Raw genomic sequence first — 24,736 nt, 5'->3', positions numbered from 1 at the left:
AAATGGTAATGGACGGCATCGAATTCACCAATAGGTCGTTTTAATATATACATATTTGTATAATATATATTCCCAACTAATTCTTTTTTGTTGGTTTGATCTCGTCTAAATTTAGATCCAACAAGGAGACAATTATGAAAAAACTTTTAGGAATCATCTTTACAGCAGCTTTATTGACACCACTTTTTTCTCAGGCTCGTCCAGTTAAAGTGCGTTTTTATGATGGTGGCGGTTTTAACTCTATTTTCTTCACACAGGACTTTCGCGGTGGCGATATGACGACTCAGATGCTGATGTTGGGGCAAACGGAAGAACATCAATTTGACCTTCAAGATCCAATTTACATGGGCTCTGCATATTTACGAGTGGGTCCAGGACTGTACAATGTTGAATGTCCTGCACCTAACGATGGTGCTGCCATGCCAGACAATGTAAACGTGATTGAAATTGTATCATACGGGCCAGCATGGTCTGGACGTTGCTCGGTTCACTATAAAGCAGAGTAGTAGGCAAGGTGAGGATTTCATTCATTTGAAATCCTCTTTCTCTTAAAAAAATGAAGTTGCTGTTAAGCGAAGGCACCGGCATCGGCAAGGGCCTGCAAGGAACCAAGGTCTCGCTTTAAACTCTCGCCCTTTAAAAAGCTGTTCACTGAACAGAATTCTCCAGCATTCAAAGCCTTCACCAGCTTAAGCAAGCCGCTGGATTTGGAACTTTCTACTAGCACACCGCCAAAGCTAAAGAAAAACTTATCCTTCGAGGTCAGAGCTTGTTGCCACAAAATCAAAGATCGATCACTGCGGAGTTGAATCCGTGACTTCGCGGATAATTTAAAATCAACACGTGGGATCGTCTTAAAGCCTTGAAGCGAAATATGTTTCATCCAGGACTTTAAGAAAGTCTCTTGCAGTTCAAGGGCAGTCAGGTTTTTGAGTGAATCAATGGATTTAAGATAAGCCTCAGGCAGCTCTGTCACTTCCCCAGTGGCACCGTGCAAAGATTTAAACGGAGTGGTGACAGTGGCACCCGCAGAGCCAAGCTTGCTACCAAGAAGATCGTTCAGAGGCTGCGCGAACATCTCTTTGTGAGGTTGGTCGACCCAAACGCCAAGACTCCAGGTGGCGCTGAAAGATCCATCCGACTCAGCAATATGCCAAGCCGACGAAGGCCAATAAGTCATATCTCCCGGGCCGACTTCCAAAAGCTGCGAATTTTTTTTGTACTTATCATACTTAAAAGCACGATCTAACCCCGGATTCTTTTTAACGAAGTCAGGCGTCCAAAGGCGAAACCTTTTTAACCCAACTACCGGAAAGCTAAAAACACCGCAGGAATCCACGTGAACTCCGAACGGGGTCTTGCGGTAGTTTCCTAGGTAAAGACCCATTTCAGAGAAACGATTGGGAAAACCAACATGGCGATAGAGCTCATCGGTAAATTCGGTCAGCAGGTCCTGCTTTTTTAGATTCACCTTCAAAAGCTCGTCACACACCAAGCAGTAATCTGAGAACAGGGCCTTCATGCGCGCATGATAGCCTAAAAGGGATTTGTCTTTTTTAACCGGAAGAACTTGCAGAACATCTTCTTCCTCGGCCTTAAACCCATGAATGTAAAACTTAAAACCCTCGGGGTTGTTCAGTTTGCGACAGCGATCGCTATAAAGAACCAAGAGATCAAAAATCTCTGCATCACCCATTTCAAGCAAGCCTGACTTCACGTTCTTTAGAAGTAATGGCTTTTTCTCCCAAATATTCTTTGCAAAGTGACGCCAAAACTTTTGATCCAGAAGGGCAGGTTTTGAGGGGCCTGGGGGGAGTGGTGCAGGTGATGATTTTTGAGCCAAGGGAACTCCAATACGAGGACAGGGATGGACGATATGGCAGGAGAGTCGTTTAGAATGATGTTCGAGTCAAATAAAGCAGATCAAAAGGCACACGGCCTGGGGGATGGCTTGTAAATTTATCAACACCCTTGAACGCCCCTCATAACCCCTTGTGAGGACGAAGGAATTAGCTTAAAACGACTCCTCTGGAGACCCTTCAATGAACTCTGAGGCCGTGACCTTTCAAGACCCTATTCTGACTATCGAACTCAAGCGAGACGTGACGAAGCACCTTAAACAAGGGCATCGCTGGATTTTCGCCAATTGTTTTGACGACGGCCGCTCCATAAAATCAGGCATTCATCTTTTGAATTATAAAGGCGAGGTCCTTGCTTTGGGGATCTGGCAAGGCGATACGCAGTTGCGCTTTCGGGTTCTGGTTTTGGCAGATGAGCCTATTTTTAGACGCAATAACATGAAACGCACCCTGGAATTGTACTTCGATAGCCAATGGCGCAAGGCTGTTGAGATTCGTAAAACCTTTGATTTGGCAGTGACGAATTCGTTTCGCCTGATCAATGGCGAGGGGGATGGTCTTCCGGGTTTGATCGTGGATATTTACAACGATACGGCCGTCATTAAACACGATCACGCCATCATGGAAAGAACTTGGAATGCCCAGGTGATCGCTGAAAAGATTCAAGCCGCCTTTCCGCAAATTAAGTGCGTGTATCTAAAACGTCGCAATGATGCCGATGAAAAAGGTGTGAATATCGTCGGAACCTTAGCACCTGAAGTGCAATTTCTGGAAAATGGTGTTTTGTTCGCCTCTAATATTCGTGATGCCGCAAAAACCGGTTTCTTCCTGGATCAACGCGACAACCGCAAGATGATCCAACACTTCGCGAAGGATAAGACGGTCTTAAACTTATTTAGCTACACCGGTGGGTTTTCGATTTTTGCCGCTAAAGGTGGTGCTAAAGAAGTGACCAGCGTGGACATCGCCAAGGTTGCAATCCAGGCCGTCGATCGAAATTTTGAGATCAACGGACTTCAGACTGTCCACCATGACATCGCCACGGATGCCTTCGCATACCTCGAGCAGCTCAATACCGAAAAGAAAAAGTACGATCTGGTCATCACGGATCCCCCAAGCTTTGCTCCGAATGAAAAATCGGTCGAGCAAGCAAAAGCCGCTTATGCAAAAGTCTTTTCGAATTCTATTAAGCTGGTCAATCCCGAAGGTCTGTTTGCCGCAAGCTCTTGTTCAAGTCATATTTCCTCAAAGGAATTCATGGATATTTGCCAAGAGGCTTTCTCTCGCGCTCGCAAGAAGGCAACGCTGGTCTACATCGGTGGACAGCCAGTGGATCATCCTTATCCTCTGGCGATGGAAGAGCTTCGATACTTGAAGTTTGCACTCTTCCGGTTGGATTAATTTTTTAAAACTAAGGTCGCTTATAATATGGAAACCATTGCCAGTCTTCGTCAGGAAATAGATCAGGTTCACAAGGAATTGTATGCTTTGCTTTTGCGTCGTCGTGATTTAACGATGGCGGTATGGAAGATTAAGCAGGAGCAGGGTTTGCCCTTCTATAATGCAGAACGTGAAGAACAGATTCTTGCGGATTTCGTCAAGCTGAGTGCAGATCAAGGGCAGGACCAGCAATTTGATGAACTTTTAAAAGGCGTGATGAACTCCATTTTAAGAGAGTATGAGAGATACCTGAAGTCCAAATACCCGAAGAATTAGACCAGTCAAGGAAGCTCGTTGTTGCATTGGAGTCTCCTTCCACCCACAATGATGGAAGGAGATAATATGACGAGAAATTTGAATTATTTAACGTTCGTGTGATTGAATATAAAGCAGAGTTAAAAAAGATCCTTCTGTTAACTGAATTCGATCATCTAGAAGCACAAATAAATTCGATAACTCAATTTATTATCGAAAAAGATCTGGCAAGTTTTTTTGTCGATAGCATTTATTTAAAAAGTGTCCTTCGTCTTGTAATAGACGAACACTGGCTACAAAGCCAAAAATCTTCAGAGATACATTTTGAACGTTTCATTAAAAAGTTTTTTAATGCCGAACTAAAACCTCTTTTATTTCTTCATTCATTTTTCTTAAGTTCAAATATCGAAGGAATGCAGACGGCCGTAAAGGCCATCAGTCAAATCGAGAAGTTGATTTTGAACTGTATAAAATCTAAAACTTCTGAATTTCAAAAAACATTCTTGCAGATTTCACTTCAAATGATGTCTGAACTTTATGAGTTGGAACATCAACTGAACTCCGCAGAAAATATAGACGAGGGGAAGGCCAAGCTTTCACTCTATCGGTCCTTTGATGTTTTAGATGAGATTTTTGAATTGGAGTATCAACTGAACGAAGTTCCCTCCATTCTTCAAAAGGAAAGACTTTTCGAAGGTGCCGGTGTCGGCGTGCAGTCCAGCTATGCGACGACTTTGCTGGCATTGCGATATTTGAACTTAAGTAAAGGATCCCGCTTTATTGACTTGGGCTCTGGCTATGGCCGAATTGGATTGGTGGTTGGCTTGATGCGGCCTGATATTCAATTTACAGGATATGAATTTGTTGAGAGTCGGGTCGATATTGCAAATAAAGCCAGCGCCCATCTTCACTTGGATCAACATGTTCACTTTGTGACCCAGGACCTTGCCAGTGCTGACTTTAAAATACCTGCTGCGGATACCTATTACATCTTTGATTCATTCACAGACGCCAGCTACGCAATCATTATGGAGCAACTTCAGGCGATGAGTCTTCACCGAAGAATTACGATTGCAACCAAAGGCAATGCGAAGCTTTGGATGAATAATAAATATTGGTCTGCTCCCCAGGAGTTTAGTGACAGCAATCTTTGTTTTTTCAGATCCACGGCAAGGCCTAGCGCTGAATAAAAAAAAGCCGGAAGTAATTCCGGCTTTTTAATTTTCTAAAAGCAACTCGTCTGCAAAGAGGGGCTTATTTTTTTCGGCTTTGATATTCTTTTTCTCTTTGGAAATGGCTCTCGGAAAGACCATAGCTTTCCACATCTCCAAGATCCTTGATCAAAGATGCCAATTCTTTTTTGCCGTCAATAAAATCCAAGTGTGCTTGAATTTTAGTAATCAGTTCAGCGCCACGTTCTTTCAGGGCTTCGTAGCGAATGTAGCCAAGTCCGAGGGCTTCCCATTCTTTCACGTAGCGAGCCGCTGATTGTGAAGTCCCGTTGTACATCGTATTACGGCACTCTTGATCGGGTTTGATCTGATGCCAGTTTCCGAACTGATCTTTAAGTTTTACATCATGCTTTTCACAAGGTTTGCCGCAATCTTTGAAGCTCGATCCCTTGCTGAGGAATGCTGCAAATACGCAATGCTCCATATGGAAGCTTGGCATGTATTGATATGCCGTTACTTCAAAGCGCTCTGCCTGGCCTGCCTGAATCAATTCGCTGACCTGCAAGTGATTGAGGTCGTAACCAAGACAAACACTGGAAATGCCTTTGCCTAGCAGATACTGCGCCGTCAAATGATTGGCGACATTCAAACTGAAGTCCCCAAGAATTTGTCCTTGGTAAGCGTTTGCCTGCAGATACTGAATGGCACCCAGATTTCTTGCCAAAATCGCATCGGGATTCAAATTCAGTAAGTGCTTCACATTGCGATGCTCGTTGGGTTTCAAAATACGGGTGGTCGCAATGCCGACCTTTAAGCCCTGTTCTTTTAAGACTTTCAAACTTGGTTCAAAATCCAAACCAAACTCAAAGTCCAAAATCGTTAGATTGATTGCAGAAGACTGCAGTTGTCCCGCTTTAACGGCATTGGCGACATCTTCAACTTGTCCTTTATCACGAAGCAACAAGTTGAGTTTCACACCGTGGGCCTTTTGGTTGCTGATCTTTTTTCTGGCAATCCAATCCATCACTTCATTTTGAGGGGCGAGGACTGGTGCTGCGCCATTTTGAACACGCAAGTCCGTCAGTTCTTTGACAAGCTGTTGGCGCAGTTCTTTGATTTGTCGATGAGGTAAGAAAAGCGGTGTCGTGGCATCCAATTCACATTCGAATCCTTCACCACGGAAAGGGCTGCCCATGAGCGCAAAAAGCTCTTCGCGCAAATCAAGCGAGTTAAGTCCTTTGCTTTTTGCAGGCTCACAGATATTTTCAGAAGTAGCAGAGACTGTGTATTTGCCATCTGAGTATTGCACTTTGAGGGGCTGTCCCAGAGAAGCCTCTGCGCGGATATATACCGGAAGACGTTTTTTTCTTTGTTTGTCTTCCACGCTCAGAGTCACATCTTTTTTAAGATCTTTATCGTGGTTGTAGAACACGCGAGCGCCCAAGTAGATGCCATCCATTGCGATGTCTCTTGAAAACTCAAGCTCAAACCGACGAGGGGAGAGAGTCTTAACCGCAAAGACAAATCCGCCTTTTTCAACGCTGTGACCATTGCGATCTTTGTAAACCCAAAGAACACCGTCACCGGCTTTAATAAAGTCCGCCTTCAAACCTTGTTGAATGTTTACGTCTGTGATTTCAACTTCAAGGGAGTTTGCATTCACACGAAGAATTTTGCCGAACTCAAATCCACGATGGGAGCTGAAGGTGCCCTCGACCAGTTCCTGGTGATTGACCCCGTGGAACCAGCCACTGTAGAAACCGCGCGAGAAGGCGGAGGCCATTTGCTTCTTCATAAGCACGGGGCTTGAAAGTGCGTGGTTGGATTGAGCGGAGGTGATGGCTTCGTCAAAACTGCGGGCTGCAGTGGCGACGTACTCTGGCGTTTTGAGGCGTCCTTCAACTTTAAAGCAGTCAACGCCGGCCTCTAAAAGATGTGGCACTTCATTGATGCCGCAAAGATCCTGAGGGGATACCAGGAATGATTTTCCCTGAAGATCGCGCTTTTCACCATCGACATGCATTTCGTAGGTGAAGCGGCAGCTCTGGGCGCACTGACCGCGATTGGCAGAGCGTCCGCCAATACCTTCAGAAGTAAAGCATTGTCCAGAATAGCTCACGCACAAAGCGCCATGAACAAACACTTCAATTTCTTTGGTTGTATTTTGCTTGATTGCCTGAATTTCTTTAATAGAGTTTTCTCTGGCCAAGACAAAGCGTTGAATACCTAAGTCATCCAACCAGCTGATGGCTTCAGCGTTCGTGATACTCATTTGCGTCGAGGCGTGAATGCGCTGCCAAGGAGCCATTTTACGAACCAATTGCACGAGCCCCAAATCCTGAATGATAAAGGCATCGGGCTTAAGAGGAAGAATTTTTTCCAGAACTTCGACGGCCGCCTGAAGTTCGTTTTGGAAGACGAGGATATTAAAAGCGAGGTTCACTTTCACGCCATGAAGGTGGCAGGTGTCGATGATCTCTTTGACCTCTTCAATTTGGAAATCGTGACTTCTACCGCGAGCATTGAACCCGGGGACCCCCATAAAAATGGCATCGGCACCATTGTGGATGGCAGCAAGAGCCATATCCTTTGTGCCTACGGGAAGTAATAGTTCGGGGCGTTTCAAATTTTGTATTTCCATGGCCTTTTTTTACCAGACCTTGCTATATCGGCAAGGGGAATCTGGCAGATCCTTGAAATACGAAAAATGGGCTGTCTCAGAGAGAGTTTTTTTCATTAATTTTGAAGCTGAAAATGGATTCTGAGCCGGCCTCTTAGTGAGTACTTCTTTGCAATGCTGAATTTGTAAATTGACCCCGGGCCTTGGGGCTTTCTATAAGGCTCTCATGACGAAATTAGCGGTTTTTTTATATTCTTTCCTGGTCATATTCCTTCCCCAAATGTCTCTCGCAGAGGCACCAAAAATCTGTCATGCCCTTCTGAAGGGGCAGGTGATCCCCACGGACGTGATTCCACTGGAAATTCCTCAGGTTTTTTATCCTAATGATCCTGGTCACTCTCGTCCGGCCATGTGGAATGGGGCTCTTCGTATGGAGTCCTTCATCAGTCCGGCGGCTCGTCCCATCACTTGTGGAGTGCCCTATGCCCACTTGGATTTCGGTAGGGTGAATGCCTTGGGCACCATGCCTCCTTCGATCACGACTTACCCGTGGGTAAAGATTGGCTATGACGGGAAACCCGCAACCGTGGCACCTATCGATATGGTCGCAACTCCATCAGACAGCTATGAGTATCCGCTCCCCTTGGTGCATTTCATTGGTGAATCCATAGTTGTTGATCTGGTATCGCCTGATGGAGTGTCTGACATTTGTAATTACAACTCCATCCCGCTGCCATCTCCTATGGTGAAGAGCTCAGTCATAGAGTTTGATGCTTCCGCCCGCTATTGGAACGTGACCACTGATGGTGAATATCGCTGGGATGGGAATGTCTTTGGGAAAATCATGAATCCGCAAATTGAAATTCAAAATCCCTCTGTCACTATTGTTTGCAACGATACGTTCACTTATGAAGCGGAGTTTCAGTGGCCTTATGTTATTACTGACGAAAACATGGGGATGCTGTGCCCCGGCTCTGTGGATCGACGCATGAAAATGCATGGAGAGTTTGGCATTGTCGATGATAACAAAGTCGTCGGCTATATTGATGTCGAAAAACCCACTGTCACTTCAACCGGGGGGATCTCGGGATCCTACAGCGGAGAGAGCTTTTCTATTTACGTTGAAGGCAAACTCTATACAGACGCCGATGGAAAAAAACGTGTGGACCTGCCTTACTTCAAAGGTGGCGCGGGGATTAGCTGGAACTACACTTGGACTTGTCCCTTTGGCACCATCAACGGGAATCTTCCTGCTGCAGCATCAGGGTATTTGGATGTGATCGACTACGAAGCCGAGACCGAAAGTCCTACCAACTTTGGTCACTTCATTCTTGATGCCGACCTCGATGATCAAGTCCTGACGGTGGATAAGGGCGGGCAAGGGATCGTCACCTTCCACCGTGTCTGGAAAAAGAAATAGCAAATTGATTCCAAACTGCGGAACAGACCAGTTAACTAATTAGCGGGCACTATCGCAATGTCGGTTGTGTTTGCGGGTGGGGCGCGGAAGGCCTTTCCTGCTCCGCGAACTTGTTCCTTGGGACCGGAGATCGAGAACGCGCAATAGATCGGGCCGCCATCGGAGAGACCATCGATTGTGTGATTGGCTGTGTGGCGAGGTACCAATTTTTCTTTGCCGCTATCTAAGAGAATATTCCCATTACTAATAATTTGAGTTCGGATCACGACGGATTTATCACCTACATTGGTGAGGTTGCAGGCAAACTTATAAGGGGCGGCCACCCAAAGTGTTGGGGTAAAAAGGGAGTCGGCATTTGCAGTCGTTGCCGCAGTAAGACTCATGGTTAGTGTAATAGCCTTCCAGTTCATGACGACTCTCTTTCTCAGACTTCTTGGCGAAGTTGTGTAATTGCCTTTGGTCTGATTTTAATGAGTGAGAAGTCGCGCTCTCAATGGCAAACATTGTGTTCTTTTGCAACTCTTCGAAAAATTCACACAGGTCAATTCGCACTTTCTGCGCCGGTGTTGTCGCACAGGGCCTTCGCCAACTCAAGGGACCGGCATCGATCTGATTTGAGTGACTTCCTTACAATAGGTTTTTATGGTGACTTGCTGGGAGTTGATCTCAATAAAGTGCGGGGCGATCATCCATGAACCACTGTTGAAATAGGTTCCTTGGGGCAAATCCATCTTTCCGGCATGGTGAGTGTGACCAAAGATGATGGAATCAAAACCCCGTGCGCAAATTTCATCAGCAGCAATTATAAAATCCGGTTTTTCTCCCGGCAGACCTTCCACTTCAGATTTGCCTTTGAAAAGATGGCGGATTTTGGATTGAAGTTCTTCAAACATCATCCAAATTTTGTAGGCGCGGGGACTGATCATTAATGGAAATCCACCCAGCCAGGTCATAAACTCGTAAAGCTCGGGACGCTTGACGAAGAAGGGATCATAGAGATGACCGTGCTCAATTCGAATGCGCTGTGACCCGCACTGAACATTCAGGAAGGGCGCCAGTATCAAAGGCCCCCAGTCTTCCAAAAAGTTTTCCAGTACAATGTCATGATTGCCGACGATATAGAAGACTCTGTTGCCAGCTCGTGAGATGGCTTTGACGGCTCTGAACACTTCAGGAACGTCTTCGGCCAGACGGCGAAAGGAAACTTGCGCGATCTCGAGGCCGTCTCCATTGATACAGACGTCATAGTTGTTTTCAGCAGCCCAATATAAGAACTCAATAAGTCTTTTCTTGGCGCTAGAGAAGGGATTGCCCAAATGCAGATCTGAAATAACCACCATCTTTTGAGTGGTAACATCAATAATCATAAAGAAGACTCAACCAAATCTTGCACGTCTGTTTTATTCAACTGCTCTGCTGTAACCAAGACCATTAGTTTTTCATTTGTTTGACGAATACGACCGCTGAGATGTTTCATCAACTCAAAGGCAAATGTAGGATCTCTGCGAATTTTTAACAGGAAGCTGCCGGGATCAAAAACCAAAAGGGTGGTATCGCCGACGGCACGAGCGGAGGCCGAACGAGGCAGGGATTCCAGCAAGGACATTTCGCCCGCCATACTGCCTCTCTCGATGGTAGCAAGGATAACTTTGTTGCCTTCTGCAGTTTTGAAGACTTCAAGAGCGCCTTTTTGCACGATGTACATTTCTCTGCTCAAATCACCTTCGCGGAAAAGAATTTCCCCGTCCTTGAGCTTAACAATTTGTTGATCCGTAAATCTTTTGCCGCGAGAAGAACTTGAATTAAACATAGATGCATAGGCTATCAAGTTTTCTTGTTCATTCCACCGAGCTTAAATCAGTCTGGTCAAAAGTACCGTGGAATGAGGTTGATAATCTTGCCAAGAGACTTAAGTCCGACAATCTACACGGGTCCGTATCGCTTCTGTAATTTGAAGATCCTCGTCTGAGCCCCTAGGATTCGAATTAAATCAATCGCTTAAAGAATGGAGGGACCATGATAAGAAAACGAACTCTGTTAGCTGCAACGCTTTGTGTGAGTGCCGTAGCCTTGAGCGGAACTTTCGCCAGTGGAAAGGACCGTCTTGTTGAACTGTTTGACAAGATTATTCATAGTAATTCTTCGCGTGAACTCTCGGAAGGACAGAAGATCTTTCGCTATGACACCTTTGGCAGTGAAGCATTCTGGGGAGGCAAGCTCCGCATTCACGACGCCATAAAGGGTGAAAAAAATGGGGGTGTGGGACCTGGAGTCAGTCCAAGGACAGCACTCAGTGTTGGTTTAAAAGTGGATGTCGATTCTCTATCTAAAGACGTTCTTGATGCAATTGCACAAGGAAAAGTGGATCTCGATGATCCTAATACGAGTTTGTTACTTCTAAAAGAAGACGCAATTATTGGTCTGAAAGGATTTTTCAACCAAAATGGACAACTTTCCTCTGTAGGTATTCAGTGTGCATTCTGCCATTCGACCGTTGATAATTCTTTTGCACCGGGACTGGGGCATCGTTTGGATGGTTGGCCTAATCGTGACCTGAATGTGGGGGCGATCGTTAATCTTTCCCCTGATCTCAGTGTGGTGAATGATCTCTTGGGCGTTGATGATGCCACAACTCGAAAAGTAATTCTTGATTGGGGCCCGGGTAAGTTTGATGCAGAGCTATTCTTAGACGGTAAGGCATATCGTCCAGATGGAAAAACCGCAGCGACACTCATCCCGCCAGCTTTTGGCTTAGCTGGCGTGAATCTTCATACTTATACTGGTTGGGGATCTGTCACATATTGGAATGCCTTTGTTGCTAATTTAGAAATGCATGGTCAGGGAAATTTCTTCGATCCACGTTTAGATGATCCCGTCAAATTCCCGATCGCCGCTCGAGCAAAAATGGGACATACACAAAGTTCCAACGATCAAATTACCAGCAAGCTTGCGGCTCTTCATTATTATCAACTCTCGATTCCGGCACCAGCCGCTCCGACCAATTCCTATGACCAAATCATGGCGGGGCGGGGGCAATTGCTATTCAATGAGAAGGCGAAATGCGCAACCTGCCATACACCGCCGCTTTATACAGAACCTGGTTGGGATATGCATAAAGGGGAGGAAATTGGTATAGATGAGTTCCAGGCCTTACGTTCCCCAGATGAACGCTACCGCACAACACCTTTGAAGGGACTGTGGGCCCATGCAAAAGGTGGATACTATCACGATGGGCGATTCGCAGACCTGCCAGCCGTGGTGGACCACTACAACAATCATTTTAGCTTAGGCTTGTTGGATAACGAAAAGGCAGACCTCGTTGAGTTTTTAAAATCTTTGTGATCGCGAGCAAAGGGTACGGCTTGTGACTAAGCCGCACTCTTTGTGCTAGAGATTTGCAAGAGAGAATGATGCTGAGGTTTCTCAACTTCGACAAATTGATCAAAGTTTGCAATAAAGCGCTCAAAGCTTTGGCTCAATTTAGGCTCCGAGAGCTGAGCCATTTCCTGTTGAATTTCATTGCGTGTGCCTTCGCCACAGGCATTTAGAATTGCCGGGGCCAGGAATGGTAAAAGCTTAGCCGCCGCAGCAAGCTCTCTGGATTTGGTGCTTAAGCAGAATTTGCGAATCGAGTCTGAAGACCAATAGCTTAAAAAGGCGAGGTGGGTGCCTTCGCGGGCCAAGACCTGGCGCATCTCTGGGTGGTTTAGAACCACTTGATGCATCCACATTGCCTCATCCTGTCTTGAAAAGACGGACCAGACTTCACGAAACTTCGCGATCTTAAGTGCAAACTCTGCATTCGAGACGCTGCCAATTTTTCGTTGTTTCCAGCTTTCCAACTCATTCAAAAGTTGAGCATCTGTGACATTGGGATAGAGCAAGGACTTATCTAAAATTTGGCGAAGCATTCCAGGCTCAGAAATTTGCGCAAAACGACGGCGCATCGTCTGTGGAAGGTGAACCAGGAGGGCCACCTTGCAAGGTTCAGACAGGAAGTCAAAGGCCTCGAGAAGGTCCTTGTCGTTCCAATCCTGAATGAATTCAAAATCAACATGGCGAGGTTCGCGCTCTATCAACTGTCCAACAAGCAACTCGGAGTAAATTTCCTGATAGAGATTCACTTGCATGAAGGTATCAAGTTCTTGAAGATTCGCGAGGGCCTTCGGCAGAGACAGGTGAGCATGAGCTGGCAGAAATGGCGCTTGGACTTTGGATGCCTCGGGCATGGAGGCGCTGCCTTCTGCCAGCGCTTCCAAATAGGCAGCCATCTTAAGATAGCTTGGGTTTTCTTTATCCGTCCAACTTGCCACGAGGGTTTCGATCTGACGTTGAATTCCAGGACTGATCCACGCAATTTTTGTTTTCAATGTGCGGATCAATTCCTTTTGAATGGCTTCATTCGGATCAGTTTGTGCTGGTAAAGATTCAAGGGATCTTTCATCAGTTCTTACACGCTTGCGGCCTTGAAGGTGCCAGACCAGAACAAAGGCACAGCCCAGAAACATCATGCCCAAAAGATTCTGATAGCGACTGATTCCGGACCATTTTGAAGAGTTCTCGTCAGTCTGATTATGATTGTTTTTATTAATGATGTTCGACGGTCTGATGAGAACTTGAGATTGCCCTTGAGCTCCGAAGCTTGAGTGCACCCAGTTTTTTAACCACTCCTTTAGATCGGCTTGGTATTTGGGATCGACTTGATCTGAAAGACCCAGTGTGACCACCAAAGATTCAAGTTCGAAGGGGCGATTGTTCTGACGGCTGGCTTGATTAAGCTCAGACGCGTACCATCGCTGCACTTCTTCTGCTGTATTTGCCGAATCGAAGCGTTTTTTAAAAGTGGGAAGGGACTTGCGTTGGAGCTTCGCTTCCACGGTGATATCAAAATAAGATTTTTCCAATCTTGTTTTTAGAGTCTGCTCAAGTCGTTCTGAGATCGACTTTTCAAGATGAAATTTTTCATCGAGTTCGCTCACCATGTTTTGGGAATGGGCTGGCATGGCCGGAAAAAGAAGTAGAGCCAGCGTGAAAATACTTTTCCTGAAACGCACTAAAGTCATGGCAAAGGTCCCCTTGTATAAGGACTATCGGAATAAACTGAGAATTTTTATAGATTCCGGATTTTTTATTATAAAATCATAATGAAAAATGAGACTGGATGAGCCGATTTTCATTCGAGAATGAGCCTCGGACGGGAGAGCACGGAGCCTCTAGTCCAGCCGCCTAGGTTAAGATCCAGTGGTCTGGGAGTGTATTAATTCAAAAAAACAACGGGGCTGAATTTTAGCTGATAGCTTATAAGAAGGAGGCTCTTATGCCGGAAACATCCATTCCTCCGCAAGAAACAGTCAAGCCCGAAGTCTCTCCAAAGAGTCCCGAGAGTGCATCGAAGATTTCAGGGCAATCCGCAAAGGAACAAACTATTGAACAAAAGATCACAGGCAGTTGGAATAAAAGAGATGGGGTCATGAGTGAAGTGATCGATAGTGAAGGACATCGGGTGCACATCAATCACTATTAAGCGGCGAAGAAAAGGAGCAGAAACCTGCTCCTTTTTTTATGAAGCCAATGCCTGAAGGAATTGTTTTTGTTTTTTATAGGCTTTGAATAGTTCCCAGTATTGTTTGAGCTTTCTCTCTTTCAGAAATTTTTCCGGTTCTTCGTTGGCCTCCTGCCAAAGAAAACGCAATTCTTGATCCATTTGAACTAATTTGTTTGAGATATCTTGATTGCTCATAAGACCTCCTTTGTGAGTTCTTTCTATGAAACTAAAGAGCTAATTCCAGGCCAAATTCCAAGCTGTTGAAATGACAAGGTTCTCAAAATGGATCGCCCACTTTCATTGGCACAAATTGGGAAGTTGCAGTTGGCAGCCTCCAAAAGTTGGCAGGTTCAACCGATAGGTTGGTCATGTCAAAAGCGCACGAATTATTAAAATTTATAGGCAGCTCAGCTCAGGTCTTTTTTGATAAAAACGAAGGCGAAGGGATTGTCGCAAGAATCCTGGATCTTTGCATTCAATCGACAGGAGCGGATCGAGGGACTTTGTTTTTTGATCCTCAATTTAAGTTTGAACAGCACCTTAAATATTTGAATAGCTATATCGCGACGGGTGTTCGCAATCACACCATCGTGATCAACACAGAGCAGGGGATTGCGGGAAAAGTCTTTCGCGATCAAAAAAGTCATTTCACCAATAATGTGAATCAGGATCCTGATTTTTTTGAAGGGGTCGATTCCAAAACCGGCTACAAAACTGAAAAACTTTTAGCGGTGCCTTTACATTGGAAAGACGGAAAGGTTATTGGCGTCATCGAAGTGTTAAACAAGCTCGAAGGCGATTTTGATGAAAATGATCAGTATGCCCTCGAAGCTCTTTCTATGTTGGCGACGATTGCATTTGACAACTATGAGCTTCACCAAAAAAGTGAGGAATCCGAATCCGCCATTGAGCATAGAAAAAATATTTGGCGAAAAAGCATTGCCTCCGTCAGTTTGCGATCGAAGTCTGCCGAACTACAAAAGATCTATGATCATATCGGCGACTTTGGCCGCTCTGATTCAAATATTCTGATCACTGGGGAAAGTGGTTCTGGTAAAGAAGTCATTGCACGTTTGGCGCATCATCATTCCGGTCGCCGCGAGGGGCCTTTTATCGCAATCAACTGCGCGGCAATTCCAGAGTCGCTGTTCGAAGCTGAACTTTTTGGGGTGGTAAAAGGGGCCGCAACCGGCACCATGCCTCGCCAGGGTCAGATAGAATTGGCGCATCGAGGCACGTTGTTTTTGGATGAAATTGGCGAAATGCCCATTGAAATGCAAGCCAAGCTTTTAAGGGTTTTGCAAGAACGAAAGGTGCAACGCCTGGGTTCTAATGAGCCTCCTCGGGCTGTGGATTTCCGTTTGATTTGTGCAACCAACAAAAATATTGAACGACAGATTCAAGAAGAGAAGTTTCGCGAGGATCTTTATTATCGTATCAACGTCGTCAATTTGGTGGTTCCTTCTTTGCGAGATCGAAAAGGGGATATACCCGAGCTCGCGGGCGTGATCATTGAGCAGCTTCATCAGAAACGCGGATGGAAGCGACGTTCGATCAGTGATGAGGCGATGCTCAGACTTGTCGAATACAACTGGCCAGGGAATATTCGTGAATTGGAAAATAAAATTGAAGCGGCCTGCCTTTCTGCCAGAGATCGCGCGACCTTGCTGCCAGAGGATTTTCAATTTAGGACCACTCCCTCTTTGGTTGTCGTTCCCTCCATGGCTTCCGAAGACCTCTTTAAACGATTTGAGAATATGAACCTAAAGGAAGCCCGTGAGGTCTTTGAAGCAGAGATGATTCAAAGAGTGATTCAGAGTGCTTTGGGCAATAAATCAGAGGCTGCGCGCCGTCTTGGTTTGTCGCGCGAAGGTCTCAGAAAGATACTCACCAAAAAAGTCGCGTAGGCGATGCCTTTGAAAGTGGGCGCCAACTTGGCAACTAAAGTAGGCGCCTTAAAATAAGACCACAATGAATTCAAGAACTTAAAAGTTGGCCGGATCCTTGCCTCCTTGAATGGTGACGCAAACGCAATTGCGTTCAAACCTAACAAGGAGAGTACTGTGAACTTTAAGGAATTGAATAAAATCTGTGCTGTGACTTCGCTTTTGTATACCTTTGCCTTGGCTGCCTGTCAGGGAACCGTTGCCGGTGACACCTCATCATCTTCTAACGTGGTGAGTGCGGAAAAACCGTCTACTGTTATGGCGGTGGTTCAAGATGCTGTCGTAGCTGTGGGCGAGGGGTTGGTCGCACAACAGGGCCAGGTTCAAGGTGCGCAGGCTAAAGTGTCTATTCAGCCAGTGTCTATGCAGTCTTTAATTTCAGATCAGCTGTGCGATCGCAACGCTATGCCGTTGAATGTTGATGGCACTTATATGGACAGCCAGGGTGCCGACTATCCTTCAAGACTTTTCTATTGCAAACTTGCGAAGAGCACGTCGTCTCCTGAATCTATCCCAGGGGCACTGAAACAGATTAAGTCCATTTCTTGCGCGGTGGAAAGAGCGGGGGTGGTCTATGACAATCAGGAGCATCAAGTGACTGTTCAAATGGACTCCAATTGCTTTAGTCCGGAGCAATTACAAGATATGGGTGTGACGACATCTATGAATGTGACCCTTCGCGCTTCGAAACCTGCATTCTTTAACTCGTACTACGACACAGGTATCTCAATTAAAACTGCCGAGTTCGGCGAGTATAGATTCGCGGCAAAAATTGTGGGCACCACTGTTGAGTTTTTGACGTCAGAAGATCAAACAGCGAACAGCGCCAATAAGACGGGTTCATTCGCGGCAAGCTTTGATATTCTCACAGGCGAATTGCGCTACGAAAGTCGCTCGGATCGTTACTTGTGTGCTGAAATCAGCTCTTGTGGTTGGTCTCGCCATGACAGAATTTTGGCAACTGTCGCGATGAGCAATGGTGTGATTACGGCTGTTTCGAATATCCAAGGGGCTTCTGCGGATGTTTATGATGGTCGCAACGGACAATACTCTGCTCGTTCTTCAACGATTAAAGGGAATCTTGCGGATGGATTGAAGGCTCGTTACTTCCATGTTCAATCGACAAATGTCGATGCGGACCTTGGTGACTCCGCAAAATACTCGGAAGTCGTGAACAATCGTTGTTACACGAATGGTTCAGATCAAGGCGACTGCGGTGCGAATACCGGTATTGCGTTCCCTCAAAATGGTCCTTTTGTTTTCGGTCTTCATCCGACAGCCAACGCGACGACCTCTTTGAGCTGGGCGGCACAACTTCAAGGGTTGAAATTCAGCTCGGTCACGTTCGCAGATGTTCAATAAGCTGATAAATTTTAGTGGCATGGGCTCACCCTTCTGGTGAACCATTAAATGAAAAACCGCGATGACCAATGATCATCGCGGTTTTTTACTTCTGCGCCGGTGTAGCATATTGTCAGGGGCCAATTTGCTACGGGTGGTTGTGATAACTTATTTAATCTCTCTTAATTTAAATTCCATCTTAGGAATCAGGATGCCACCGCCAAAACCCAGTTTAATGGCAACGTGAAAGAGGTCATGGGCTCTATTTTGCGCGGGCATCCAAGAACCTTCAAGACCTAGAAAGGCTTCCGCCACCAAGCCCAAGCCGCGACCATAAATGGCGCCGTGAAGTTCATCGACATTGACGCCGTTGGGAATGAAGGTGAACATCCATTTATAGGCAACTTCAAACTTCAAGCCTCCATTATGGAAATCACACAAGAACATTTTGGGAATATGCACGAGCTCTGAAGAACCCGGCACTTGAATGTTAGCGTCGAACAACCAAGTGTCATGGTCCATCAGCAGCGCTCCGTTCAATCCAGCGGCGTAAAGATAACCTTTAATCGGAAGCTTTTGATCGGGTTTCAGCGCAAACTGTTTTTGCAAAGTCAGGATCAAATTTTCAATTTGTTCAGAATTGAGCGAAGTGTTCTTGCTGAGTGATTCAACTAATTGCGCCTTCGACATTCCTTCGTCATGGTCAAAACTGGCGGCCAGAGCTGTGTGAGCAGTCAATAGCAAGGTCAAAACTGGGATGAGGCAAAGCTGCATGAAATATGTCTTCATAGTATTGTTGGCTCCTTAAGAATGCGGTTTCATTCTTACTTCTTATAGTGAAAATTCAAACAATTTCCAACTTATTACAAGAAGACAATTAAGTTTGTCCAGGATGCTCCGAAAGAGGGGTAACTAAATATTGTTTACAGGAGAGTTTGTGAAAAATTGGTTAAGCTTTCTTTTGGTTGTGTCTTCAATTGCTATGAGTGGTTGTGCCACGATTGTTAAGTCAGAAAAGATTCCTGTTCGATTTGTTGGGGGGCTGCAAGAGGGTGATACACAAATCAATATGCCCGATGGTCAGTACAATCTTAAAAATGGTCAAACGACTGTTCTTGTTTCGCGCTCTAAGGAAGATATCCCAATTACAGTGACATGTAATCAGCAGACTCGAGAAGGAGTCATTCAAACCAAGTATGATGCAGTAGCCGGCGTTCTTGGAAATATAGTTTTCGGGGGACTGATCGGGATGGGGATCGATGCTTATAATAACAAAGCTTATGATCCGCCATCGATTTATAATTTGAGTCCTCTGTGCCATCAGCCAGGCAGTAATCCTGTCGTTGACACCAAAGAGACCTCGGATAAAAACAGAAGTCCAAGTTCTAACTAAAATATTTATTTGTAACTAAAACAACGAAAGGCGTTAGATGAACTAACGCCTTTCGTTGTTTTGGGATCTCGCTCTGTAAACTGCGGCGAGCCAGTCATTCCCTAGCGCAGATTTCAGCGTCTTCTGTGTTAATCTCCAGTGCGACTCCGGCCAAGGAAGAGTTTGCTCAATAAATATAATCAAGTGTCAGTAAGCGGTGGACGTTTTTTAGACCGTCGGCCAAGTTGATTCTCTTTTTACCGAGCGCATAATGATTGGAAATAGGAGGTTCCTATGGGTCGCTTAACAAAGTGTCTTTTGTTGCTGTCACTGATGTTATTTACCGGATACAAGGCGCATGCGAATCCAGAAGATGCGGAGATTGTCTTCACGGAAGAGCAATTGCAGACCCTGGGCTGCATTGATAACTACTACAACTATGGAAGTGTCTGTGTGGGTGATTCTCAAATGGCTGAGTTCTGGATCACTAATGAGTACAATTGGACAATCCAAGTTACAAAAGTTTCAGTGCCTGGATATGATTTCTTTAAAGAGTCCCACTGTCCTCCCTTCCTTGCACCTGGGGAGTCCTGTTATGTGAAGGTCGAATTTCACCCTCGGCTCATGAAAAGCTACGCAGGAACTCTGACAATTGTGACAACCGAGGATATCTATCGTTGGAATCTCCACGGTCGGGGAGTTGAGTAGTTCTTTTGAAGTCTTTTCGATATGCAGGTACTGAAAATAGGCAAGAATGCCGCTGGCAAGGTGGGCCACTGGAACGCTTAAAAGAAATTGAAGTTCTGACTCTGGCAAGTTGGTACTCCATGAGCGCATCCAGTGGGCAGCATCCGTGCGGGGGGTGTTAGTTGAAGGTTGTAAATCTAGAATTTTACTTGGCAAGCCTCGGAGTCATAAAACTCCAATGGATTTTCGGACGTTTTTAGAATGTCATGAAGACTGCTAACCATTTCGTCCTCATTGGATTCAAATTTCACAGTTAGAATTTCGGACTTTGCGCCAGGAACAATAAGAATATTTAAAAAGTTTCCGTTGGCTAAGGAAAAGACCACTTTGTCCGCTGCGGCGCTGACGAGCTGGGCATTATGAATAGATCCATAGGATTCCGTGGAAACTCCACCAGATACATAGGGATGGCCCTTCACTCTATTTGTGAGGACGGATCTTTTCAGGTCATAAGAATCGCCGTTTTGTTCGATGGTGAAAGAGGAAAACTTTTCGTTGCAGTTCAAGATAGCTATTGATTCTGAAGCTTGAGCGAGGGAACCGACAGTGAGTATTACCAGCAACATTAATTTTTTCATAAAACGTCTCCAATATGTTTTGTTTATCTAATTTCCTGTCTCTTCTAGGCGATGCAATAAGTTATGTAAATTAGATGTATTATATGATATTTATCTAATTATTGGATAGATTAAGACGGAGGTTCTATGGAGCTAAATTATTTGCGGGTGTTTTTCGAAGTAGCCAAAGACGGGCGCTTTACGGAGACGGCAAAGAGGCTTCATATCAGTCAATCCGCTCTCAGTCGCTCTGTGGCCCTGCTTGAAGAAAGCGCCGGGGTGAAGCTGTTGGATCGCTCCAAGCAGGGGGTTAAGTTGACTTCCAAGGGCGCGGAAGTTTTCCGTCTGTGTGAGGAGATTTTTCAAACGGTCCATCGGATCAATGAGGTCTGCCGCGGGAGTCAGGAGGTCTGCGAAGGGCCTTTGCGGTTGGCCGCGACCGATCATATCGTGAACTATCTTTTGTTGCAGCCGTTGCAAAACTTTCGCAAGGACTTCCCTTTGGTTGTTCCGGTTGTTTCTATAGGTGCGCCGGATGAGATCATTGAATCCGTTTTAAATGATGACTGCGAGTTCGGTCTTTCATTTGCCAAGGTGGTAACGCCACAGATAGCTTATGAAGCTCTCCACGCGGAGCCGATGTCTTTGGTTGTCCACCCTGAGGTATGGCAAGAATGCAAAGGGCCTAACCAGGCGGCGACGCTTAAGAAGGTTTTGAACAAAGTCGGCTATATATCTTCCATCGGGGCTCTTGGCCAAAAGCGGGGATCGCGTGTGCTGTTCGAGATTTTCGGAGAAATGCCTCGCATTGGTTTTGAAGTCAGCGGTCAGGAAGAGCAAAAAAGAATTTGTCTCGCCGGTGGCGGAGTGGCTTATCTTTCGCGCTTTATGGTGGAGCGGGAAATTAAGAATGGCCATCTTCATGAAGTCACTATCGAGGAGCCACATGTATTTAAACTGTGGCTGGTCACTCGCAAGGGGAAGGTCATGAGTCTGCCAGGAAGAAGATTTCTGGACAGGCTTCGCGCGCAGTGGATGTGATGCGAGGTAACCAGAAGACCTGAATTAAATAAGTGTGAAACACTGTCAAAGCCGTGCTGCAAGCTGTAAGAGAAGTCGCAAAAAGAGCCAATAAAATACATCGTGTCATACAACTGGATAAAGCAAGCACTGTGCCCCTTCAGTTGTAAATGAGTGAGAGGACGGTTTTATAAACTGACGATCTCATGGAACTCGTAAAGCTGATTTACGATATATTTGTACTATGCAATTGGCGAATGTCTCAATTTGAGAGTTTTCTTTTACGAAGAGAATCTATGAATTTCCAGCAACTTACCTCTCTAAAATTGCTCCCTGAAACTAAGTGAACGGTGACAATTTTAAGTCTTACATTGTGGCTTAAACGGTCGCCCCAGCCTTATAAGCAAATTAATCATGTTTGGCGCGGGAATGCTTGTTGTATTAGAAGTTCCTCGAATAGATCGTTGCTATGGAGTTTAGGGTAATTCAGCCCACCAACTTTGCAACGGCATCATTTTAACAAAGGAGAATAGTATGAAGATTTCTAAAGCACTTGGTTTCGTTTTGCCACTTTGTCTTGTGGGTTCTTTCGCACATGCCGCGTTCGATATGGGCAAACTTCAATCTTTGAATGGTCGTTCTGGTCAAGGCACGAACGCCTACGAAAAAGGAAATTTTGCTTGTACTGTTGAGGTGAGCAAAGAGGACAACGCTCTGAGCATCGTACAACGTGATGCTTATGCTTCCACTATGCTTATCTTGGGTGATTTTGTAGAGAAAGCGGAACAGCAAGGCTCTGCAGTTGTTTTGCAAACGAACTCAAGCAATCCTTCTAAGTCTGGCCTTTGTGGAGACTTCATGAGTGCGAGAGGTTTGGTCACTGTGGCAAAAGTCAGCAAAGACGAAGTGACTATTGCAATGTCATATCGCTGCGGTTTGATTCCAAAAAGAAATATCGACACTTTTACTTGTAAGTTAAAGTAGTAGGCGATTTAGATCACAAATAATCATTGAGCCGAGGACGAAAATCCTCGGCTTTTTCGTTTTTGCTTTAAGAGATAAGGTGGCCCGTGGTTTGCTTTTATAAGGCCCTATGAGGTTGACCTTTATCATTTCATTTTTAGCGACGCTTATTCTAAGCTGCAGTGGCTATGGCAAAGTCCAGGTGGCCTTTTTTGAGCATCGGACAAAAGATGGACAGCTCCAGCCTATCGAGGCGGGTGGTCAACTTTATCATGTCGCCGTCCAGTACAACGACAAATGGCTCAATGCGCACCCTTACTACGGAGTACAGGAAGTCGACGATGTTCGTAAGATCGGCGATCTTTATTCTATTATAGAGATCGATCAGGATGTTCCATTAGAGAAATACAAAGCAGAGTTTGGAAAGCATTTTTCAATTTCTGACTATTGGGAAAATCCCAAGTCTACGTATTGTTCTAAATTGGTCGCGCAAATTTTGGATTTGTCACCCACATTCATGAAGAACGGAAACGGCTGGGGGATTTCCCCTGATGAAGTTTACAAAATCCTTAGCTCAAAGCCTCACCGTGAAGTTCGCTCTTGCACGAACCTCTTCCTGTGAATCGCGCCGATTCAATGAATGTCGGGATTAAGATAGGTGAAGGCTCGAAGTAAATTTGTGGGCCTTAAAAAGAATATCCCATCTTAATGTAGAATCCTGAGTTGTTATCTCTCCCCACGGCATATTCCATGTTGCCGACTATTCCCGCGGCGGGCTTCATGATGTATTGCAGTCCCAGTCCCACCGCTGGGAAATTCGTATTGTCATATCTATCTGCACCGTCGCCATAAAGTTTTGCCATACCGACAAAGCCAGTTGAAGTCCATCTTTCAGAAAGAGACAGCCGTTCTTCTATCTCAATAGATGACATGTATTGTGCTAAAAATTCTCCAGGGGTGTAGCCACGTAAATAGACGGGCGAGTAAGCTCCTTTTGGAGCATCGTAAGACCATTGATTTCTTTGTCTTAGGGCCAAAACATTGGCTTGTCCATGTGGGATATAGTTCCGAATGTCCAGACGATATATTGAGAAGGCACCGTTTCCTTGACTCGCTTGATAGGCTAAATTGTTGCCGTTAAGGTACCAACCGCGCATTGGTTTGAAATCATTATCTCGGGTGTCGTATAGAAATGCCAAACCAATGCCTTTCGATTCATATCCGACTAGCCCGACTATATCTAAAAGTTCATCTTCGGCGGCAGATTTGCCTAGGAGCTCATAGTTGGTGAGCGATGCTTGCACACCAGCGTACCAATGACCACCAAATCGATATAGATAGCGGAAGACGGCAGCCCGAATTTTGTCCTGGGTGTTGACGGTTTGTCCTGATTCCAAATAATTCTGGTATTCATTATTGATTTGCCCGACCAGAAGGCTGGTTACCAGACGATGATGGTCTTCCTTCCATGAGGCCTTGGCAAAAATGGTGGCAACGAGTGAATCCGTTGAACTGTATTTGCCGGAAATTCCAAACAAAGAAGCTCGCGATTTTTCGTCAAACTTGTGAAGATAGGCCGTCATCAGACCAGCGGCCGTTGCCAATTTTGGATTTGAAGAAAGCAAAGGTAAGATCAACCACGGGGAGTCTGGTGCGTAGATTTTTTTGTCTTCTGCGGAAGTCTGTGGATCAATGGATCTGTTTGTTGAATTTGTCTGTTGTGATAGCAGAGGGTAACCCAGAGCGGGGAACTGAAGCAGTGTGATTCCCAAGAGGAAAATAATGACAGCTAAACGCATATGTTTTCCTAGAGCTCTTTGAGGTGGAAGTCCTAACTAGGATTGATTATGTGGCTAGTTAAAGGAATGAAAAAATCTCTGTGTTTTAGCAAAAACATGCGCGACGGTGGGGGAGATCGAATTAGATTTTCGAGGCTACAATTAGTACTTTGGAACAATTACTTGCGGCGGCGGTGTTGCATTGCGTTTCAGCTCTGATCTGCGTGTTCCTTCGTCAGCGGGTAAGGGTGTTGGCCTGATTTCAAATTTTCCTTTGATAGTTTTCATTGTGCCAATTCCTCAGAAGCGTTGAATTCAAAACCATTTACGAAGATGATCAATGTTAATGAATTCAAAAATTATTGCAATTTTATTATCCGTTTTTGTCACCTACAGCCTGTACACCTATATCGGCTATCACGAGGGCCTTCGCAACTCTAAGTATTTTATTTTGGTGGGTTTGGCGCTGGCTCTGACTTCGAACTTGTTATGGCTATTGGGGTTGAGAATTCTTAATTCTTCACAGTCAATTTTTTGGCTTTCCTTGGCCTTTGATATTACGATCACGGTCTGCTCTTTGTATATTCCCGTTATTCTTTCCAAGGTGAAGTTCAATTCCTTCACGTGGGTTGGTGTTGCCTTAGTGGTGACGGGACTGATGGTGATTAAAAATCTGGGAATGAGTCAAGAGTAGATCTTTT

At 45.3% G+C, this 24,736-nt stretch carries 25 protein-coding genes; 15 read left to right on the top strand and 10 right to left on the bottom strand.

Annotated elements, in window-relative coordinates:
• Positions 1 to 134 precede the first annotated feature (134 nt).
• Positions 135 to 506, top strand: coding sequence for a hypothetical protein (locus NWE73_RS15095; RefSeq protein WP_277579179.1), 372 nt, complete (start codon positions 135 to 137; stop codon positions 504 to 506).
• 62 nt (positions 507 to 568) lie between these two features.
• Here NWE73_RS15095 and NWE73_RS15090 read toward each other — a convergent pair whose 3' ends face one another.
• Positions 569 to 1,843, bottom strand: a complete 1,275-nt coding sequence (locus NWE73_RS15090; protein ID WP_277579178.1) for a JmjC domain-containing protein — start codon at positions 1,841 to 1,843, stop codon at positions 569 to 571.
• A gap of 199 nt (positions 1,844 to 2,042) precedes the next feature.
• Between NWE73_RS15090 and NWE73_RS15085 the strand changes: the two genes are divergently transcribed.
• The 3 genes from NWE73_RS15085 (at position 2,043) to NWE73_RS15075 (ending at position 4,744) form a co-directional block, all read left to right on the top strand.
• A complete protein-coding gene (locus NWE73_RS15085) occupies positions 2,043 to 3,260 on the top strand; it encodes a class I SAM-dependent rRNA methyltransferase (protein WP_277579177.1) in 1,218 nt (405 codons plus the stop codon).
• Between the two features lie 27 nt (positions 3,261 to 3,287).
• Entirely contained in the window at positions 3,288 to 3,575 is a 288-nt protein-coding gene (locus NWE73_RS15080) for a chorismate mutase (RefSeq protein WP_277579176.1), read from the top strand.
• A 98-nt stretch (positions 3,576 to 3,673) separates the two neighbouring features.
• A complete protein-coding gene (locus NWE73_RS15075) occupies positions 3,674 to 4,744 on the top strand; it encodes a methyltransferase (protein ID WP_277579175.1) in 1,071 nt (356 codons plus the stop codon).
• A gap of 64 nt (positions 4,745 to 4,808) precedes the next feature.
• On the opposite strand, the gene NWE73_RS15070 is transcribed toward NWE73_RS15075, so the two are convergent.
• Positions 4,809 to 7,367, bottom strand: a complete 2,559-nt coding sequence (locus NWE73_RS15070; RefSeq protein ID WP_277579174.1) for a U32 family peptidase — start codon at positions 7,365 to 7,367, stop codon at positions 4,809 to 4,811.
• A 205-nt stretch (positions 7,368 to 7,572) separates the two neighbouring features.
• On the opposite strand from NWE73_RS15070, the gene NWE73_RS15065 reads away from it, so the two are divergent.
• A complete protein-coding gene (locus tag NWE73_RS15065; RefSeq protein ID WP_277579173.1) occupies positions 7,573 to 8,766 on the top strand; it encodes a hypothetical protein in 1,194 nt (397 codons plus the stop codon).
• Positions 8,767 to 8,801: 35 nt separating this feature from the next.
• Here the strand turns inward: NWE73_RS15065 and NWE73_RS15060 are convergent, their stop codons facing one another.
• The 3 genes from NWE73_RS15060 to NWE73_RS15050 form a co-directional block, all read right to left on the bottom strand.
• The gene (locus NWE73_RS15060; RefSeq protein WP_277579172.1) at positions 8,802 to 9,176 is read right to left on the bottom strand and encodes a hypothetical protein; all 375 of its coding nucleotides are present in this window, start codon (positions 9,174 to 9,176) and stop codon (positions 8,802 to 8,804) included.
• 180 nt (positions 9,177 to 9,356) lie between these two features.
• Positions 9,357 to 10,133 (bottom strand): UDP-2,3-diacylglucosamine diphosphatase, encoded by a 777-nt coding sequence (locus NWE73_RS15055; RefSeq protein ID WP_277579171.1) that lies wholly within the window; start codon positions 10,131 to 10,133, stop codon positions 9,357 to 9,359.
• Positions 10,130 to 10,576 (bottom strand): Crp/Fnr family transcriptional regulator, encoded by a 447-nt coding sequence (locus NWE73_RS15050; RefSeq protein ID WP_277579170.1) that lies wholly within the window; start codon positions 10,574 to 10,576, stop codon positions 10,130 to 10,132. The genes NWE73_RS15055 and NWE73_RS15050 overlap by 4 nt, the downstream gene beginning before the upstream one ends.
• Positions 10,577 to 10,782: 206 nt before the next feature.
• On the opposite strand from NWE73_RS15050, the gene NWE73_RS15045 reads away from it, so the two are divergent.
• Complete coding sequence (locus NWE73_RS15045) at positions 10,783 to 12,108, top strand: hypothetical protein (protein ID WP_277579169.1); 1,326 nt, start codon at positions 10,783 to 10,785, stop codon at positions 12,106 to 12,108.
• 26 nt (positions 12,109 to 12,134) lie between these two features.
• Here NWE73_RS15045 and NWE73_RS15040 read toward each other — a convergent pair whose 3' ends face one another.
• Positions 12,135 to 13,829 (bottom strand): hypothetical protein, encoded by a 1,695-nt coding sequence (locus tag NWE73_RS15040; RefSeq protein WP_277579168.1) that lies wholly within the window; start codon positions 13,827 to 13,829, stop codon positions 12,135 to 12,137.
• 254 nt (positions 13,830 to 14,083) lie between these two features.
• On the opposite strand from NWE73_RS15040, the gene NWE73_RS15035 reads away from it, so the two are divergent.
• Positions 14,084 to 14,290: a hypothetical protein gene (locus NWE73_RS15035; protein ID WP_277579167.1), complete on the top strand. Its 207-nt coding sequence runs from the start codon at positions 14,084 to 14,086 to the stop codon at positions 14,288 to 14,290.
• Positions 14,291 to 14,326: 36 nt separating this feature from the next.
• Here NWE73_RS15035 and NWE73_RS15030 read toward each other — a convergent pair whose 3' ends face one another.
• Entirely contained in the window at positions 14,327 to 14,506 is a 180-nt protein-coding gene (locus tag NWE73_RS15030; RefSeq protein WP_277579166.1) for a hypothetical protein, read from the bottom strand.
• Positions 14,507 to 14,679: 173 nt separating this feature from the next.
• Between NWE73_RS15030 and NWE73_RS15025 the strand changes: the two genes are divergently transcribed.
• Both NWE73_RS15025 and NWE73_RS15020 read left to right on the top strand, forming a co-directional pair.
• The gene (locus tag NWE73_RS15025) at positions 14,680 to 16,218 is read left to right on the top strand and encodes a sigma-54-dependent Fis family transcriptional regulator (RefSeq protein ID WP_277579165.1); all 1,539 of its coding nucleotides are present in this window, start codon (positions 14,680 to 14,682) and stop codon (positions 16,216 to 16,218) included.
• A 156-nt stretch (positions 16,219 to 16,374) separates the two neighbouring features.
• Complete coding sequence (locus NWE73_RS15020) at positions 16,375 to 17,619, top strand: hypothetical protein (RefSeq protein WP_277579164.1); 1,245 nt, start codon at positions 16,375 to 16,377, stop codon at positions 17,617 to 17,619.
• Between the two features lie 147 nt (positions 17,620 to 17,766).
• On the opposite strand, the gene NWE73_RS15015 is transcribed toward NWE73_RS15020, so the two are convergent.
• Positions 17,767 to 18,387 carry a hypothetical protein gene (locus NWE73_RS15015; RefSeq protein ID WP_277579163.1) on the bottom strand — a complete coding sequence of 207 codons (621 nt, stop codon included), beginning with the start codon at positions 18,385 to 18,387 and terminating at the stop codon, positions 17,767 to 17,769.
• Between the two features lie 148 nt (positions 18,388 to 18,535).
• On the opposite strand from NWE73_RS15015, the gene NWE73_RS15010 reads away from it, so the two are divergent.
• The gene (locus NWE73_RS15010) at positions 18,536 to 18,991 is read left to right on the top strand and encodes a hypothetical protein (RefSeq protein ID WP_277579162.1); all 456 of its coding nucleotides are present in this window, start codon (positions 18,536 to 18,538) and stop codon (positions 18,989 to 18,991) included.
• A 273-nt stretch (positions 18,992 to 19,264) separates the two neighbouring features.
• The gene (locus tag NWE73_RS15005; protein WP_277579161.1) at positions 19,265 to 19,678 is read left to right on the top strand and encodes an Ig-like domain-containing protein; all 414 of its coding nucleotides are present in this window, start codon (positions 19,265 to 19,267) and stop codon (positions 19,676 to 19,678) included.
• A 176-nt stretch (positions 19,679 to 19,854) separates the two neighbouring features.
• Here the strand turns inward: NWE73_RS15005 and NWE73_RS15000 are convergent, their stop codons facing one another.
• Positions 19,855 to 20,295 (bottom strand): hypothetical protein, encoded by a 441-nt coding sequence (locus NWE73_RS15000; RefSeq protein ID WP_277579160.1) that lies wholly within the window; start codon positions 20,293 to 20,295, stop codon positions 19,855 to 19,857.
• 126 nt (positions 20,296 to 20,421) lie between these two features.
• On the opposite strand from NWE73_RS15000, the gene NWE73_RS14995 reads away from it, so the two are divergent.
• From NWE73_RS14995 to NWE73_RS14985, 3 genes are all read left to right on the top strand, one after another.
• Complete coding sequence (locus NWE73_RS14995; protein WP_277579159.1) at positions 20,422 to 21,315, top strand: LysR family transcriptional regulator; 894 nt, start codon at positions 20,422 to 20,424, stop codon at positions 21,313 to 21,315.
• Between the two features lie 513 nt (positions 21,316 to 21,828).
• Positions 21,829 to 22,278: a hypothetical protein gene (locus tag NWE73_RS14990; protein ID WP_277579158.1), complete on the top strand. Its 450-nt coding sequence runs from the start codon at positions 21,829 to 21,831 to the stop codon at positions 22,276 to 22,278.
• A gap of 109 nt (positions 22,279 to 22,387) precedes the next feature.
• Positions 22,388 to 22,879 carry a hypothetical protein gene (locus NWE73_RS14985; RefSeq protein WP_277579157.1) on the top strand — a complete coding sequence of 164 codons (492 nt, stop codon included), beginning with the start codon at positions 22,388 to 22,390 and terminating at the stop codon, positions 22,877 to 22,879.
• A 64-nt stretch (positions 22,880 to 22,943) separates the two neighbouring features.
• Here NWE73_RS14985 and NWE73_RS14980 read toward each other — a convergent pair whose 3' ends face one another.
• Positions 22,944 to 24,056 carry a BamA/TamA family outer membrane protein gene (locus NWE73_RS14980; protein WP_277579156.1) on the bottom strand — a complete coding sequence of 371 codons (1,113 nt, stop codon included), beginning with the start codon at positions 24,054 to 24,056 and terminating at the stop codon, positions 22,944 to 22,946.
• A 325-nt stretch (positions 24,057 to 24,381) separates the two neighbouring features.
• On the opposite strand from NWE73_RS14980, the gene NWE73_RS14975 reads away from it, so the two are divergent.
• Entirely contained in the window at positions 24,382 to 24,729 is a 348-nt protein-coding gene (locus NWE73_RS14975; RefSeq protein WP_277579155.1) for a hypothetical protein, read from the top strand.
• Positions 24,730 to 24,736 lie beyond the last annotated feature (7 nt).

This window comes from Bdellovibrio svalbardensis (assembly GCF_029531655.1).
Lineage (GTDB): Bacteria > Bdellovibrionota > Bdellovibrionia > Bdellovibrionales > Bdellovibrionaceae > Bdellovibrio > Bdellovibrio svalbardensis.
Note: the sequence above shows the minus strand (reverse complement) of the source record. Positions and strands in the feature narration are given on the sequence as shown.